At 49.9% G+C, this 15,739-nt stretch carries 12 protein-coding genes; 10 read left to right on the forward strand and 2 right to left on the reverse strand.

All coding sequences use genetic code 11. From position 1 onward, the window contains the following. Nucleotides 1-40 precede the first annotated feature (40 nt). Entirely contained in the window at nucleotides 41-1,903 is a 1,863-nt protein-coding gene (locus BUB59_RS00410) for a PEGA domain-containing protein (RefSeq protein WP_073224554.1), read from the forward strand. A gap of 133 nt (nucleotides 1,904-2,036) precedes the next feature. Then, entirely contained in the window at nucleotides 2,037-2,261 is a 225-nt protein-coding gene (locus tag BUB59_RS00415) for a hypothetical protein (protein ID WP_073224557.1), read from the forward strand. A gap of 195 nt (nucleotides 2,262-2,456) precedes the next feature. Here BUB59_RS00415 and BUB59_RS00420 read toward each other — a convergent pair whose 3' ends face one another. Then, complete coding sequence (locus BUB59_RS00420) at nucleotides 2,457-3,359, reverse strand: radical SAM protein (protein ID WP_073224559.1); 903 nt, start codon at nucleotides 3,357-3,359, stop codon at nucleotides 2,457-2,459. Between the two features lie 64 nt (nucleotides 3,360-3,423). Here BUB59_RS00420 and BUB59_RS00425 point away from each other — a divergent pair, with 64 nt between their 5' ends. The 7 genes from BUB59_RS00425 (at nucleotide 3,424) to BUB59_RS00455 (ending at nucleotide 13,676) form a co-directional block, all read left to right on the forward strand. Next, on the forward strand, nucleotides 3,424-4,569 hold the full coding sequence (locus BUB59_RS00425; RefSeq protein WP_083540088.1) for a hypothetical protein: 1,146 nt from the start codon (nucleotides 3,424-3,426) through the stop codon (nucleotides 4,567-4,569). Next, the gene (locus tag BUB59_RS00430; RefSeq protein WP_073224563.1) at nucleotides 4,569-4,964 is read left to right on the forward strand and encodes a hypothetical protein; all 396 of its coding nucleotides are present in this window, start codon (nucleotides 4,569-4,571) and stop codon (nucleotides 4,962-4,964) included. The genes BUB59_RS00425 and BUB59_RS00430 overlap by 1 nt, the downstream gene beginning before the upstream one ends. 21 nt (nucleotides 4,965-4,985) lie before the next feature. Then, nucleotides 4,986-8,543, forward strand: a complete 3,558-nt coding sequence (smc, locus tag BUB59_RS00435; protein WP_073224565.1) for a chromosome segregation protein SMC — start codon at nucleotides 4,986-4,988, stop codon at nucleotides 8,541-8,543. A 1-nt stretch (nucleotide 8,544) separates the two neighbouring features. Next, nucleotides 8,545-9,465: a DMT family transporter gene (locus BUB59_RS00440; RefSeq protein ID WP_143160151.1), complete on the forward strand. Its 921-nt coding sequence runs from the start codon at nucleotides 8,545-8,547 to the stop codon at nucleotides 9,463-9,465. Between the two features lie 70 nt (nucleotides 9,466-9,535). Next, a complete protein-coding gene (locus BUB59_RS00445; RefSeq protein WP_073224569.1) occupies nucleotides 9,536-10,447 on the forward strand; it encodes an AAA family ATPase in 912 nt (303 codons plus the stop codon). Nucleotides 10,448-10,494: 47 nt separating this feature from the next. Continuing rightward, on the forward strand, nucleotides 10,495-11,733 hold the full coding sequence (locus tag BUB59_RS00450; RefSeq protein ID WP_073224571.1) for a DUF58 domain-containing protein: 1,239 nt from the start codon (nucleotides 10,495-10,497) through the stop codon (nucleotides 11,731-11,733). Continuing rightward, the gene (locus BUB59_RS00455; protein ID WP_083540089.1) at nucleotides 11,730-13,676 is read left to right on the forward strand and encodes a transglutaminase-like domain-containing protein; all 1,947 of its coding nucleotides are present in this window, start codon (nucleotides 11,730-11,732) and stop codon (nucleotides 13,674-13,676) included. The genes BUB59_RS00450 and BUB59_RS00455 overlap by 4 nt, the downstream gene beginning before the upstream one ends. Before the next feature lie 13 nt (nucleotides 13,677-13,689). Here the strand turns inward: BUB59_RS00455 and BUB59_RS00460 are convergent, their stop codons facing one another. Further along, a complete protein-coding gene (locus BUB59_RS00460) occupies nucleotides 13,690-14,274 on the reverse strand; it encodes a hypothetical protein (protein WP_073224573.1) in 585 nt (194 codons plus the stop codon). A gap of 180 nt (nucleotides 14,275-14,454) precedes the next feature. Here BUB59_RS00460 and BUB59_RS00465 point away from each other — a divergent pair, with 180 nt between their 5' ends. Next, a complete protein-coding gene (locus BUB59_RS00465; protein WP_073224575.1) occupies nucleotides 14,455-15,738 on the forward strand; it encodes an FKBP-type peptidyl-prolyl cis-trans isomerase N-terminal domain-containing protein in 1,284 nt (427 codons plus the stop codon). Nucleotide 15,739 lies beyond the last annotated feature (1 nt).

Below are 15,739 nucleotides of genomic sequence, written 5' to 3' on the forward strand. Positions count from 1 at the left end.
CCTGGATTCGTCCGGGCGCTTTTTACTTACAGTTGGTTTTATGCGCAAACTTCTTTTCCTTTTGCTTCTCGTACTCGCCGTAGGGTCTTATGCCAAGACCCTGGTTGCCGTCGTGGAAACGAAGGCGGAAGATGAGGCCATTAGTTCTTCGGAGCGTCGGTTTGTAACAGATAAGCTGCGTGAAATTGCCAACAAGATTCTGCCGGCTGATGCGGGCTTCAGCATCATGACTCGTGAGAATATCGAGATGATGCTTCCTCCGGGAAAGACCATCGGGGAGTGTGAAGGAAGCTGCCTGGCGGAAACGGGACGTAACATTGCGGCGGACTTTATTGCCCAGGCCCGAGTGGGGCGCTTTGGTGAAAAACTGACCCTGACGGTGGAAATGTACGAGACTAAAACGAGCAAGCTGGTCTCGAGCTTTACGGGGACCAGCCCCGATACAGAGAGTCTGCTGGATGTAATCGAAAGTGATGCTGAAAGATTCTTTAAGAAAGCCCGAAAGGGACGTGAGGACGCAGGTGACTTTATTGGTCCGGACGGTTTCTCCGATTATTCCGACGGGGAATCTTATTCCATGGCGCGGACCCGCAGTTATATCGTGCAGGTAAAAAGCAATCCTGCAGGAGCTCTCCTCAGTGTGGACGGAAAGCCTGTGCCCAGCTGTAAGGAAACGCCCTGCAAGATCCAGCTGGAAGCAGGGGAGTATCATTTTGTGATCGTTGCGGATCAGCACTTTCAGAAGGATACCCTTGTGGAGGTGCAGCAGAGTATGACCTTGAATTTCAAGCTGAAACCTCGCTTTGGATTGCTGGACGTGAGCCCCACCTACGAGAAGGAATACTACATCAATGAGCCTACGTATGCCTACTTGAATGGAGACTATATTGAGCTGGGGGTGAACCGTCTGAATCCTGGCAGTTACAACCTGAAGATTACCAATAACTGCTATGAGCCTGTATCCGCTAGCGTGACCGTTAAAACGGGAAGTCAGCTGACCTTTGATAAGAAAATGAAGGTGGCGAAAGGTGGACTTTCCCTAAGTGCCACTCGCGATGACGTCCCTGCGGAAGAGCCTGTTTTTGTGGATGGAAACTATGTTGGCAAAACACCCTATGACGGGGAAGTTCCAGTATGCGCCACCATTACCATCGGGGCCAATCGTGAAGTGGTTCCCGTGACCATTCCCTATCACGACGAAGCGGATTATACCTATCAGTTTGCATCCCGAAAGTCCTACGAAACTTCCTATAGCGAATTGGACGAGGATTACGGCTACGCCCCTCAGGCTGTTGCTACAAAACCGAATAGAACGCAAAAACGTTCTGAATCCATAGTGGCGCCTGTTGCGGAGTCCTCTGGAAATAGTATCAATGGTTCCGGCTATTTCCAGGTGTTGGCGGGTATAGGATTTGACCTGCCTTTGTCTCAAACTGCATTCGATGATACAGGCTTAAACTTTATGCTGGGCCTTTATTATGTGGAGGTCTTTGCAGGATGGAAATTCAGCGGCGGTTTCTTTGCTGGTTTAGGCGCTGGCCTTGGGATTCATGATCCCTTCGTGATGGATTCTTCATCTTCCGATGGCTATAGCGACTATTACGGCATGTCCGAAGATGTAGGCAATTCTATGCTTCCATCTCCGTCTCTTGCAGGCATTCTATCTGTTGAAATGGGAAATGATTTCACGATGAATTCTGGATACAAGGCTGCTGTGGGCTTCCGTGCATCTATGGTGTTTAGCTCCTGGCCTGCCATATCCATCAGTGGTTTCTTTGAAATCTTGTCCTTCGCGGGTATGGAAGTAGGATTCACTACCGTTACTGGCGATGACCTTTGGGACGACGGTACTGGAATTTCCATGAGGTTCTATTTCAGGTTCCCCAGCCGCCCCGGTGTTTAAATAAAAACGACCGCATAAACAATTATTAGTTATGAGATACGAATTATGAGGGGTGACTTGTTGTCGCTGCTCTCGACTTAATGTATATTTTCCTCCAGCGGCCTAACTGCATGCCTTCGCAAGCCAGGCTGAAATGGATATCAAGAATGATGCTGTGACGGAAGCCCTTGAACGCCTCAAGTCCAGCGAAAAGGACGAGGATAAGCCCGTGATGACCAAGAAGGAACGTGACTGCATCATTGCCAGCCTGGAAATCGATGCGGAAAAGGCTCGTGAGAAGGCTGAACGTCTTGAGAAGCAGCTCGCCGACAAGGATGCTCGCATCAAGGAACTTGAAGCTGCTCTTGCTGCCAAGTAACCCTTATATATAACGGTTTAATGCCATCTCGAGGATTCTCGGGGTGGCTTTTATTAAACCTGCAAAAAAAAACGCCGAGAAAAGACAAATTTGTGTCACAATGGAAGAAAACGCTAGATCCCCCGTCAAGCGGGGGATGACGTGCTATAATCAAGCGGGGGATGACATGTGGCTCAATCCGCGGGGGATGACGTGCTAGAAAATCCTTACCTTTACGGGTAACTTGCTTGTGATTTTCTTTGCGACGGTTTCCATGAATTCTTTTTCCAGGGGGAGTACGTCGGGGGTTGCGGTCTGGCGGATGACGGTGTACAGCTGGACTTCCACGAAATGTTCGGGGCAGGCGTTGTAAATGCGGGTCAGGTTCTGCAGGTAGCTTTTGATTTCTGCGTCGCTAGGAACTTCGCCCTTGATGGAGCAGAGCATGGTCTGGATGCAGATGGGATGGCACTTGATGGCCTTTTCCAAATTGGAAAGGATGGTGTCGAACTTGACTGCGGAACGGTTCACCTTCTTGTACCATTCTTCGGTACCGGCGTCCAGCTTTGCCCAGATTTCACCATCGTTTTCTAGCAGGATAGAAAGGGCGTCTTCTACGGAATCGCGACCTAGCTGGCTTGCGTTGGTAATCAGGCGCAGCTTGAAGGAGGCTGGGTTCAATGGATCGGTGGAACCTACGTGACGTGCCTGGTATTCCTGCTGGATTGCACGCATGCGCCTGCATACTTCGGCAAATTCCTTCACGATGGTGGATTCTCCATCGCCGGAAAGACAGAGGTCCTTGATGATTTTCTTATCGTCGGCCACCTTGCCGAAAAAATCACACTTGGCGAACTCGCCGGATTCATAGAACAAGACGAACTGACGGAGTTCCTTTTCCACTTCGTCCACATTTACGGGAACAGAAGGGTGGCCTTCCTGGGGACCGCTCTGGCAATAGGCGCAGGCAAAGGAACATTTGTGGTCAGGGTTCAGATTGACGCCAATGGACAAGCCTCCAGCCCTGCGGCTGATGACGGGATAGACCCACTTGTTGTCTTTCCACATGCGAGAGTGGTCGCTCCATGCGGCAATCAATGCTTTTTCTTGTTCTGTCATGGCCGCAAATATAAAAAGGTTTTGGGTTTTATGCTACATTTCTAGCATGCAATTGCGAAACGTAATGAAGTTTTTTTTGATGCTATTGGCTGGGGCTGTTGCTAGTTATGCCGATAGTGTTTCACCGGATGCCTTTTCTAAAAATGGAGCCGTTACTCGTGACCGTCACTTGATGGAAATCAGTGATGTGTTGTTGGCAGGTCGTGGCGGTTATATCGATTTCGGTTTCTACTACACGCCTCTAGCAAGTCAGCATCCATTGAAGAGTCAGTACGGTGAGCATGACGGCTTTGCCTTTAGACACCACCTGGGAACATTTGCGGCCGGTGAATTGGCTCCTCAGAAATACATGGGTGCCTTACTGTGGTTCGATCGTTCCGGTTGGGATGGGGAAGACTTTTTCTTTGTGCCTCAGTACAATGATTTTTCCATCCAGCGTTCGGTAACGACTTGGGGCTTGACCTATGCGGACCAGAAGAACCATTTTGGCGTTGCCGCTGGTATGCAACACCAGAACATGGAGTATACGGGGATTGTGTACGAGAAGGAAAACGACTCGCTGGCCTATAGCTGGGCATACCTGCGTTATGGAAAGGCTAGTATTAGCGGTAACTTCTACAAGGCTGACTGGCGTAGTGTCCATTTCTCCCTGGATCTTGAACACCGTTCCATTCTTGAAGATAAGATCATCAAGTATAAGGGATGGAAGAATTATTTACCTAACATAGACGTTGGTTATTATAACAAAGATGAGGAAGATAATCTTCTGCGGGTTGTCTGGAACCAGAATCTTTATGATCAGCTGATCTATGGAGAGGTGACGTATGACTTTCTGCCGGATGTGGAATTCCATTCTGCTGCATTGAAGTTCTATCCGGATCCTTCTAGACTTTTCGGGCTTGAAGCTACTTGCGTCCGTCGTGGAGTGCGCAGTGGCGCTAAGGATTTGCTGTGGGGCGGTGCCATTGACCTGGTGTTCGCTCGTATCGCTTACAATTCTTCTTATGACTATGATCATTTCTTTGGTTCCAAGGGAACCTTCCTGGTGGAATTCAAGATCAGCTTGGATTACCTGGATGGATTGGTCTTTGGTCGCGGTGCACCTCAGGCCATGCCTATGGAAACCAATATTCTTAAGGAAAAGAATAAGCCTAAGGGGAAGTCTCTGGAAGCAACCGGTATTCGTTTTGAAAATGGAGGGAACAAGTAATGAAAAAGCAGACCCTTCATCTTTCATCATTCATTCTTCATTTTGCGATTCTTATTCCGGCGATTCTTTTGACGGGTTGTCTTTCCCACTGGTTCCTGGATACGGAAAGTCGCCTCCAGGTGGAAAACGGTACGGATGACTTGACGTTCTACGCTCTGGACGTGCTTTCCGAAGATAGCGTTTCCTATGAAAAGTGGATTGAGGAAACGATCCTGCCGGGAGAGCGTAGCCATGTGGCTGCTGCTGACTGGGTAGGTGAATTTAATGTCCGTCTCCGTTATGGCAAGGCTGAGGGCGATACCCTTCAGGATATCCGCAAGCTGGAAATCTCTGGGGGTAGCATGTATTTGAAAATCACCGCCCAGGATGATTCCCTGGTCTATACGTTCAAGTAAAAAAACTATCTTTGAACTGCTGTGCAGATTACAAAATTAAAGATTTTTGGTTTTAAGTCCTTCGCTCAGAGGACTGAAGTGAACTTCCCGACGAAGGGTCTTACCGCTGTGGTGGGTCCTAATGGTTGTGGTAAGTCCAATATTACGGATGCAATCCGTTGGGTGCTTGGCGAACAGAAAGCCGCCGCCCTCCGTATGGGCAAGATGCAGGACGTGATTTTTAGCGGTACCGAAGAACGTGCCGCCATGAGTCTTGCCGAAGTTTCCATCGTCATCGATAATAGCGATGGAACCCTGAATTCCGAATATTCCGAAGTGATTGTGACCCGTCGTGTCCATCGTGACGGTACGGGTGAATACCTGATCAACAACCAGGAATGCCGTCTTCGTGACGTTCATGCCCTGTTGTTTGACTCTGGTTTGGGTTCTAGTACTTACTCCCAGATGAACGCCGATATGATCAAGGCTGTTCTTTCGGATAAGGCTGATGACCGTCGAGTGCTTTTTGAAGAAGCTGCAGGCGTCAGTAAGTACAAGCAGCAGCGTAAGGAAACTCGCCGCCAGTTGGAACGCGTCCAGATGGATATGGAACGTGTGGAAGATAACCTGCGCAGTGTCCGCCGTTCTGTCCGTCAGTACGAAACCCAGGCAGAAAAGGTCAACGAGTATAAGCGTTTGAGCAAGCGCCTCCGTGAATTGGACTTGTCCGTCAGTATCGACAAGTTCGAAGACATGAAGGAAGGCCTTGGCACTCTGGAAACCACCACCAAGCGTATGAATCATGAGGTGGAAAGCGCCAAGACCAACGCAACCGTCCTTCAGACCAAGATTGACGAAAAGAAGCTCCTGATTAGCGAAGACGAAACCGCCTATCGCGATTTGGAACGTGCAGTCCAGGCTGCAACTATCGAGTTGAACGACCTGGATAACCGCATTATGCGTATCCGTGACGTGATTTCTACCTTGGAAGGCTCCAACGACAAGGCTCAGGAAGAAATCAACCAGAGCCAGAATAAGGTTCAGGAACTGACGGAAGAACAGGCTCGACTGGAAGAAGAAAACCGCGTGCTGAGTTCCGACAGCGACATGGACGAAATGAATGCCCTGCTGGAACGTGAACGTGAAACCCTCCAGGTCATGCGTGACAAGCTGGATGACTTGCGCCAGCAGTCTAGGGAATTGTCCAACGAACGTTTGCAGGCTACTCAGAAGGCTAACTCCCTGAAGAGTCGTTTTGAACGTATGGATGCTGAATCCTCCATTTTGCAGGGCAACCTGGAAAAGTGGAACGGTGAACTTGCTACTCTCAATGGCCAGAAGTCCGAGGCCAATGAAAAACTTCAGGATATCCAGCGTGAGGTGGATGAGGCCACTCAGGAAATGGATCGCCTGAATGAACAGAAGTCCACCCGAGAAGAACGCCTGGATAGCGAACGTGCTGATCTTACAGAAGCACAGAAAAAATTACAGGACTTGACCAACGAGAGGACTCGTCTCCAGTCTCGTATCGATGTTCTCCAGAGTGTGGCAAACGAAGGTACGGACGCCAGCCGCTGGCTTGTAGAAAACAAGGCGGAATTGATTGGCGGACTCCTTTCGGAACGTATTGAAGCGGCCCCTGAATATGCTTCCTATGTGGAAGCCGCTCTGGGCGACCTGATGGATGCGGTCATCGTCGCTAATGATGGTGCTGTTGCCGACATTGTGAATTCCATGAAGGGATACAATGTGGGGAAGGCTCTCCTTGCATTGGTGGGCGATAGCGCTCCGGCTTATGCTGGCTCTGTGGATGGTGCCGGTGTGGTGGGTTGCCTGAATCAGTTTGTTACCGCCGATGCTGAAATAGCAACCTGGCTGTCCGGTATCCTTTCCCGCTACTTCGTGGTGGAAAATCTGGACGTGGCGATTGCTCTGGCCAAGAGCATGAGAGATCAGGACCTTTGCTTTGTATGCCCCGACGCCATTGTCCGTACTAGCGGTCTTGTGTCCAGCGGGGCCTCTACCTCTGGTGCTCTTTCCCGCAAGAACGAAATTGCCGAAGCCAATACCCTGCTGGAAGGTGTACTTTCTGAAATTGAAGTTCAGAACGAAGAAATTGCCCGCATCCAGGATCTGGTGAACGAAGATGTCCAGATGTTGGAATCCCTGGTGGATGAAATCCGCGAGAAGTCTGATTTTGTCCGTGGCAGTTCCGCTCAGGTTTCCATCCAGAATAATGTGATTGCTGGTTGCGACCGCCGTATCGTTCAGCTGGAAAATGAAATTCGAAACGCCCAGACGAAAATTCAGGAAGCTGCTGATTCCAAGAACAGCGATGTGGAACTGAACGAAGCCAACGCCGCTGTGGAACGTGTGGAAACGGAATACGCTCGAGTGAATGACGAATTGACCGAGCAGGATACCATCTTCCGCGAAAAGGAAGAGGACGTTCGCGAATTGGAACGTGCCGCTCAGGACAAGAACGCCAAGCTTTCCCAGAACTCAAATCGTTTGAGCAACATTCACGACCAGATTGAATTCCTGGAAAATTCCATCCGTACCCGTATGGATGAAATCCAGAATAATACAGAATCCATCGTGAAGAATCGCGAAGATGAACAGGAACTTGCGGGCCAGCAGCAGTCAAAGGACTCTGCCCTCCGCGATCTGGAAAACCAGCGTGACCTTGCTCGTGAAAAGTACGAACTGGTGTCTGGTGATTTGGACGATTGGCAGAAGGAAGTGAATACCCTTCGCGATAGTATGATCGAGAAGATGCATGAGTTGAACGATGTGGACCGCCGTCAGCAGGCCTTGCAGGCTAACCTGGATCGTCTGGTGGAACGCATTACCAACGAGTATACCTTCGACCTGTCCAATCCTCCCGACGAATTTGAACGTGTGGAATATAGCCAGCCGGAAGCAGACCGCGAAATTCGTGAACTCCGCGGTAAGATTAAGGAACTGGGTCCCATTAACGTGAACGTGATGGAAGACTACGAAGACGAAAAGAAACGTCTGGAAGAAGTGGAAAAGCAGTTCGACGACTTGGATCGCGCCCGTGCTTCTTTGGACCGCACTATCACCAAGCTGGATGATATTGCCCGTCAGCGTTACCTGGATACCTTCAACCGCATTCAGAAGAACTTCCAGTTTGTGTTCAGTAAGCTGTTCCTGAACGGCGAAACCAAGATGAGCCTGGTGGAAAAACTGGATGAAATGGGCAAGCCCATGGATATCCTGGATGCAGATATTGAAATTAACGTTCGTCCTACCGGTAAGAAGATGCGTGGCATCAAGGCTCTGTCCGGTGGTGAACACGCATTGACCGCAACGGCATTGCTGTTCGCCATCTATATGGAAAAGCCTTCTCCGTACTGCGTGCTGGACGAAGTGGACGGTCCTCTGGACGATGCAAACGTTGGTCGTTTCATGGCCTTGCTCCGTGAATTCAGTAAGCAGACCTTGTTCATCGTGGTTACCCATAACAAGCGTACCATGGCGGAAGCCGATATGCTTTACGGTGTGACCCAGGAAATTAAGGGTATTTCCCGTATTGCTAGCGTCCAGCTGGCAGACGCAACTAAGTTCGCAATGTAAAATGGAACCTCGTTCCTCCATAAAGGGCTTCTTTTACGGATGTGCCGCCGGTATTAGCTACGGCACCAATCCGTTGGGAGCCCTTCATTTGTATCGGGAGGGGTTGACTCCGGACATTGTTCTCTGTTACCGTTTTGCCTGGGCGGTGCTGTTGCTTGCCTTGCTTATGGTTTTTGGCGGTTTCAAATCCGAGAGAATGAAAACATTGGCGGACAAGTTCCGTGTGAAAAAATCTGAACTGCCCGCCCTGATGATTCTGGGCTTTCTCTTTGCCGCTTGTGCCTTGACGCTTTTTGCCTCCTTCAATTACATGAGTGCAGGCCTAGCTAGTACTTTGCTGTTCCTTTACCCCATGGAAGTCGCCTTAATTATGGGGCTTTTCTTTAAGGAAAAATTGACGGCTAAGGTGGCTTTGTCCATTGCCTTGTCCCTGGGGGGAGTTGTCCTCCTGTATCGTGGTGGGGAAGGGGGCGAGGCCCTCAGTACGGTTGGCGTATTGCTGGTTTTCCTTTCATCCTTGATGTATGCCATTTACATCGTGGTGGTGAATAAGGCCAACTTGAAAATGGGTTCCGTGAAGTTGACCTTCTATGTGATGCTATTCTGCCTCATTTTCCTGATGGGTTATTCTGTAACCCTTGGGGCTGGGGTTCCTCCCTTACCGGCGAATCTAAACCAGCTGGGTTGGGGCTTTATGCTGGGCCTGGTTCCCTCCGTCATGTCCTTGGTTTTCATGGCCAAGGCTGTGAAGATTGTGGGGTCTACGCCTACGGCTATTATGGGCGCTCTTGAACCTTTGACAGCAGTGGTTATAGGCGTTCTAGTATTTAATGAAGTCCTTACGGGGCGTCTGGTAGTGGGCATCGTCTTGATTCTTGTGGCGGTGACATTACTTGCCATCAAGAAACAGCGCAAGAATTAACTATTCCATATTGTCATTCAGAACTTGTTTCAGAATCGGCGTTTTCTTAAAAAAAGCATATATTTAAAGCATGATTAAGTCTTTAATGAATGCTTTAAATGGGGTCCTGCTGGGTAAGCAGGATACTGTAGAACTTTTGATCATGGCACTTCTGGCCGATGGTCATGTGCTTGTGGAAGACGTTCCTGGCACAGGCAAGACAACCTTAAGTAAGGCTCTTGCGGCCGCTTGCGGTGCTGACTTTTCCCGCATTCAGTTTACTCCCGACCTTTTGCCTGCCGATGTTACAGGTGGTGCCGTATTCAAGGCTAATACAGGCGATTTTGAAATCAAGAAGGGACCTGTCTTTACCGAAATCCTTCTGGCCGATGAAATCAATCGTGCGTCTCCTCGAACTCAGAGTTCCCTGCTGGAAGCCATGGAAGAACGCCAGGTTTCCCTGGAAGGTGAACGCCATAAACTGCCGGATCTTTTCATGGTGCTGGCAACGGAAAATCCGGTGGAATTCCACGGGGTGTTCCCTCTGCCGGAAGCCCAGATGGACCGCTTTATGATTCGTATTTCCGTTGGGTATCCTACAGCGGAGACTGAACTGGATATTTTACGTTCCCATCGTGTGGGCCGCCCCATCGATAAGGTAACCGCGGTGACGACTCCCGATGAAATTCTTGCCGCACGTAAGAAGGTTGCCGCAGTTCATATCGAGGAATCTCTGGAACGCTACATTGTGGCGCTGGTGCAGGCCACCCGAAATGACGGGGGCGTTCGTCTTGCAGCAAGCCCTCGTGCTGGTATCAACCTGGTGCGTATGGCACAGGCCTGCGCCTTTATTCAGGGTAGGGACTTTGTCAATCCCGATGACATCCAGCGGGTGTTCTTCCCGGTGATGGAACATCGCGTTTTCCCGAAGGATAGCGCAAGTCCTGACGCGTCCCGAAATATCCTGAAGAATATCTTGAAGAACGTAAGCATCCCTAGATAACCAAACTCACCCCACGTCATCCTGAGCATCGCGAAGGATCCAGAATAATGAATTCTTTCTTGAAATGGTTTGCAAATTCAATTCCCCGCGCGCCTAAGCGTCCGGGGCTCTTGATGCGAGTCTACTATTTCTGGCAGGAATACTTTACGTCTCCTGGACGTGCAGCGGCGGCATTTTTCCCGACGGCGGTTCTTATTGGCGCTGTCCCGAATTTTTGGGCGGCCTGGATTTTTTGTGGTCTAGATTTCTTGATGTTTATCGGGATGATTTTGTCCCTCTTTGCAACTGCACGACTGACGAAAATTTCCGTAGAGGATGTGAAGGTTTCGCCTGTTTTTGAAGGTCAAACCTCCAAGATTTCCGCCACGGTTTCTATCTGGAAATCCACGGTGGATTCCGTCCTGCTGAGTTGTTTCAGGTTGGATCCCTCCTTGAAATGTGAAGAGATGGATTATACCACCATTCCCATTAAGGAAGGTTCAAAAATACTGGAGTGTTATATCCATACGACTCGTCGTGGGGCGTTTCCCCTGACCAACGTATCCGCCTGTGTTCCTGAAATCATGGGGCTGTTGAGGAATCCTTTTGATTTCAAGGGATCTTCGGAACTGCTGGTTTATCCTCGTCCTGTAAAGGTGGGGTCCTTTCCGTTTCTTACGTCAGGAAGTAGCGGAAATTTATTCGCCCCGCTGCTCATGCCCAGCTTTACCCGCGGGATGAATTTTGTAGGTGTCCGCGAATATCGGGAGGGCGATTCCCTGAGGGATTTGCACCATAAGGCCTTTGCCCGATATGGCCGCCCCTTCACCAAGGAATTCGAGACGGAGCGTGGCGCAGGTGCGATCCTGGTGCTAGATACGGTGGCGCCCTCCATGTCCCATCGTGCCTGTCTGGAAGATGCGATCCGGCTGGCCGCAGGTGTAGGCCGCTGGTTCATCGAGCAGAATATCTTGGGACGTTTCTTTATTGACAATGAGGAAATCACTCTTCAGGGGCTTTCGGATCGTGACCGTATGGAAAGCCTGCTGGAAGCCTTGTCCCGCATTCCTCCCGCAAAGATTGTGGGCGGTAAAACGCCTGGCCCCTGGTCCCCAGCGGCCCGCCCCATGGATCCCGTACTTCGAATAGGCCTCTACCCGAAGGAAGATTTCCTGGTCCATAAGCATGTTGTCGTTACCTCCAGGAAAAGTCCGGATTTCAAGGCGGAACATTTGGATAATACCCTCATGGTGGATGTAGAAGAAATCGCCTCTGCTCTCAGTAAGGAGAAGGAGGTAAATCTATGAATCGCAGCGAAATTGTAGATATCCGCTATGTTGCCAAGATTCTATTCCTCTGTCTTACCTCCCTGAATTTTGGAAACACCTTCGACTGTATCTGGCTGGGCATTCTCTTTGCCTTGTATTTCCTAGTGATTGGCGTCTTGAATTCTTCCCGCTATCTGGAATTTTCAAGACGTCCCAAGTACAAGAAATGGCCCGCTTACTTGGCTATTGTTCCTCTTGCCTTGTACTGGGTTATTACTCCCGGGGTTCAGAATGGCGTGAACCCGACCATGGTGTTCTTGCCGGGGCTTTATTTGTTGTTCCTTACTGCATTGCAGGAACGGAGCCGCGGGAATGGCGGCTATGAAGTCTTTGTAAACTTCAATGGCTTGCTGGTTTTGCTTTGCAGTGCGTTCCAGGCTCCCTACGGAACGTTCTCCATCGTAATTGCAGGCCTTCTGCTCCTGTTGCTTAGCGGTTGTAGGCGTGGAACTGCATTCTATAAGTACGCTCTATTCTTGGTCCTGTTTGGAATTCTGGGCGGAATATCCTACGGGGGCTGGCAATATTGGAAACATCATCGTAATTACGAAGGGGACTGGGCCAGCGATTATGCCCGCAAGAATCAGATGATGGGCTTTGATCCTGTAGCCACTCTTGGTTCCTTTGGTGATAGCTACAATTCCAAATACAATAACCAGGTGGTCCTTCGTGTGTGGGACAAGAATCCGCCCAAGTATATGGTGGCGGCACGCTATGCCACTTATGCTGGGGGCAACTGGAAGCTTCCTCGCACTCCCGTGAAGAAGCTGACTCCCAGTTATTACCAGGTGGATTACGCCGTGATGGAAGTGATGGATTCGGTGACGCTTCAGGGCGCAGAACGTGTCTGGGTTCAGTCCACTCTGGATAATTTCGGATTTCTTTTTGCCCCTAATGGCGCCGTGGGTTTTTCCGCCAAGGATATTGACTCCCTGCAGTATTTCTCCGGTGGCATGGTGACGGGACTGAATCAGAATGGGGAACGTTCCGACTGGAACTACTTTGTCTGCAGGGAAAGAAACTGCGCTATTCCTCGTGAACTTTTACGTCCTGATTCCATTGACTTGAATTTGAGACCGCAATATGAAGGCCTGGTGGATACGGTCATTGATGCGATGGACCTGCGTGGAATTTCTGGACTAGAAACCCTAAAGAAAATCAAGGAATACTTTGGATCTAAATTCCAGTATTCTTTACAAGTTCCGGAATTGGAAAAGCTAAGTAACAGGGCGGGGAAGTCCGATCCACTTTATGTTTTCTGGAAAAACAGGCGTGGGTATTGTGAGTACTACGCGACCCTTTCTGTCTTGACGTTAAGACGTTTAGGGATACCGGCTCGCTATGTTACTGGCTTTGCCCGTCCGGAGGTGACTGAGGGGAGCCCTTATGGAATCTTCCGCAGAAAGCAGGCTCATTCCTGGGTGGAAGCCTATGTAGATGGCCGCTGGCTCATTTTCGATCCCACGCCGGTGATGGTAAATCCCTTAAGTGAGGATCCTTCCTGGTTTGCCAATTTCCTGGAAGGCGCTCAGGCAAGATTCGCCAAGTGGGGTCATGCTCTAAAGGAAGGGGAGTGGAGAAACTCCCTAAATAGCTGGCAGAACTATGTAGAAACCGCAACCAACAGTCCATGGACTTATGGTGCATTTGCCCTGCTGGTGATTGCGTTGCTTGGCCGCCGTCTCTATGTGACCCGTCACCGCAAGTCTAAAAAGATTTCTGCAAAGTCCGCTCTGGCGAAGGAGTGGGCCCGCAAGCTGATTCAGGCGGAGTACCAGCTTACTCGCGTGGAACTTCGTCGCGAGTCCGGTGAAACCGTGGGGCATTTCCTGGATAGAATAAAAAAGCAGCCCCTTGAAGGAAAGGCTGCTCTTGCGCGGAAGACTCTAGAAGAATACGAGTCGAACCGCTGGACTCTTTAATAAGGCGGTGTCCTTATTTCTTCTGGGCTGCACCGATGGAGAATACTTCGGTATAGAATGCCTGGGATTCTTCCTTGATGCCCAGCTGGGTAGAAATCTGGTTTGCGTTGAGCCAGACCTTGCCAAACTGCATTTCGATACGTGCACCGTTGTTGGTCAAAGTGGGTTCCACGGTGACGCGAGCGGGCTTAAAGCACATGTTGTTGATGGTGGAGTTGAGGGACAGCGTGTTTCCGGAAACGGTCCAGGTACCATAAACGGGGTTACAGTCAGCCTGGGCTGCGTTGGGGCTAGCTGCGGGCCAGCTGAACTTGAACATGTCCGTCTTGATCTTGGTGCCATTGCCCTTCTTTTCTACGTCAACGTAGAATTCCAGGGAACCAGGAGCTGCTGAAAAGTCAAAGCCTTCTGCATAAGTACCCAGCTGAATGCTCTTGACGCCATCCAAAGTCCATGTACCCAGGAGGCATTCGCGGTTGATGCCATTGGCGCAAAGTTCTGCCTTGGTGGGATCCGGTTCGGATGCGTCGCTGCAGCCAGAGAGAATTGCCAGGGATGCAAGGCTTGCGAAGGCAAGCATCTTAGTAAGCTTTTTCATATAACTCCTCAAATTTTTTTACTGAATATAAGAAAATCTTTTTTTTACAGTACGTTTATTGACTTTATTTTACTTGCGTTTAAAAGCTTTTTGGTTTGATTTCGCGAAATTTTTTATATTTCCCTACGAAAAAACGAGGTTTAATCGCCTGTTGGTTTATACTTGATAAGGAGTCAAAGAATGAATATCAAGAAGCTTGCGCTGGGTTCTATCGCCCTCGCTCTTGTTGCTTGTAATACCGAAAGCAATACTTCCGACGTGGTAAAGTTTAACGACAAGACTACCGACGACCAGAAGTTTGCCTATATGCTGGGTGCTCAGTTCGGCGGTCAGAGTGCTTATAACATTCCCGTTCAGATGGGCGAAATGTTCAATATCGATGCTCTGGTCCAGGGTATCAAGGATAACGAAAAGGCTCAGAAGGATACTAGCTTCAAGCTTCAGATTCCTATCGATTCTCTCCACGCTCTTAACGAACGCTACTACAATGTGGCTCGTGAACGTATGGAAAAGAGCCGTCCGGATAGCGCAACTCTCGCTTCCTTCAATGGCGACTATGCAAAGGTTAACGCCTACGTGGATTCTGTCAGAAAGGCTCTTCCTGTGAACCCCGCTGATCCTCAGACTGGCCTTCCCATGACCATCACCATGGAATCCAGCAACAACCTGAAGCTGTCCTACCTGCTGGGCCTTCAGTTCGATACCCAGCTGTTGGCTGTGGGTAAGACTCTGGACCTGACTCTGGATGCTGACTTCTATGCAATGGGCGTTCGCGATGCTGTTGCCAAGGTGAAGGATTCCTCTTTCGTCATGCAGCTTCCCCAGGATACTCTCCAGGCAATCGGCGTACGTTACCAGCAGAAGGCTGAAGAAAAGCGTGCCGAAGCTCGTAAGAAGTTCGAAGAAGAACAGAAGGCTATGCAGGAAAAGGTCGCTTCCCTCAAGGGTGATACTCTTGCTAACGGCATGCCCCAGAAGATGAACTACACCATCAAGGTGACTGGCATTACCAACAAGGTGGAAGACCTGAGCTCCTATGCTGGTAAGCCCCTGATGATGTTCTACTTCTCCTCCACCTGCGGTCACTGCCAGCATGCAGCTCCCGAAGTTTATGCAATTGCAAAGGAACTTGCTGCTAAGGGCCTGACTACTGTGGCTGTTGCTACCGGTAGCAACAACAAGACGGGTATCCGTAAGTTCATGGACAACGCCAAGTGGGGCGACGAAATGAACGTGGTCTGGGACGAACCTCGTACCTTCGGTGAACTTTATAGCGATGGCTATGTTCCCAAGCTTTACCTGGTGAACCCGGATGGCACCTACAAGCAGTATGCCTCCTTCGAAAGCGACAAGGAAACTTTGAAGAAGGAAGCCGAAGCTTTGCTGAAGGGTACTCCGGTGGTTTGGAATCCTGAACCTCCCAAGAAGCCCGAAGCTTCCGAAGCTCCCGCAGCTGCTAAGTAAT

It is taken from the genome of Fibrobacter sp. UWEL (assembly GCF_900142535.1).
In the GTDB taxonomy this organism is placed as follows: domain Bacteria; phylum Fibrobacterota; class Fibrobacteria; order Fibrobacterales; family Fibrobacteraceae; genus Fibrobacter.

Coding starts and splice junctions, on each gene's coding strand:
- BUB59_RS00410 (WP_073224554.1), top strand. CDS start 41: ATGCGCAAACTTCTTTTCCTTTTGCTTCTCGTACTCGCCGTAGGGTCT.
- BUB59_RS00415 (WP_073224557.1), top strand. CDS start 2,037: ATGGATATCAAGAATGATGCTGTGACGGAAGCCCTTGAACGCCTCAAG.
- BUB59_RS00420 (WP_073224559.1), bottom strand. CDS start 3,359: ATGACAGAACAAGAAAAAGCATTGATTGCCGCATGGAGCGACCACTCT.
- BUB59_RS00425 (WP_083540088.1), top strand. CDS start 3,424: ATGAAGTTTTTTTTGATGCTATTGGCTGGGGCTGTTGCTAGTTATGCC.
- BUB59_RS00430 (WP_073224563.1), top strand. CDS start 4,569: ATGAAAAAGCAGACCCTTCATCTTTCATCATTCATTCTTCATTTTGCG.
- BUB59_RS00440 (WP_143160151.1), top strand. CDS start 8,545: ATGGAACCTCGTTCCTCCATAAAGGGCTTCTTTTACGGATGTGCCGCC.
- BUB59_RS00445 (WP_073224569.1), top strand. CDS start 9,536: ATGATTAAGTCTTTAATGAATGCTTTAAATGGGGTCCTGCTGGGTAAG.
- BUB59_RS00450 (WP_073224571.1), top strand. CDS start 10,495: ATGAATTCTTTCTTGAAATGGTTTGCAAATTCAATTCCCCGCGCGCCT.
- BUB59_RS00455 (WP_083540089.1), top strand. CDS start 11,730: ATGAATCGCAGCGAAATTGTAGATATCCGCTATGTTGCCAAGATTCTA.
- BUB59_RS00460 (WP_073224573.1), bottom strand. CDS start 14,274: ATGAAAAAGCTTACTAAGATGCTTGCCTTCGCAAGCCTTGCATCCCTG.
- BUB59_RS00465 (WP_073224575.1), top strand. CDS start 14,455: ATGAATATCAAGAAGCTTGCGCTGGGTTCTATCGCCCTCGCTCTTGTT.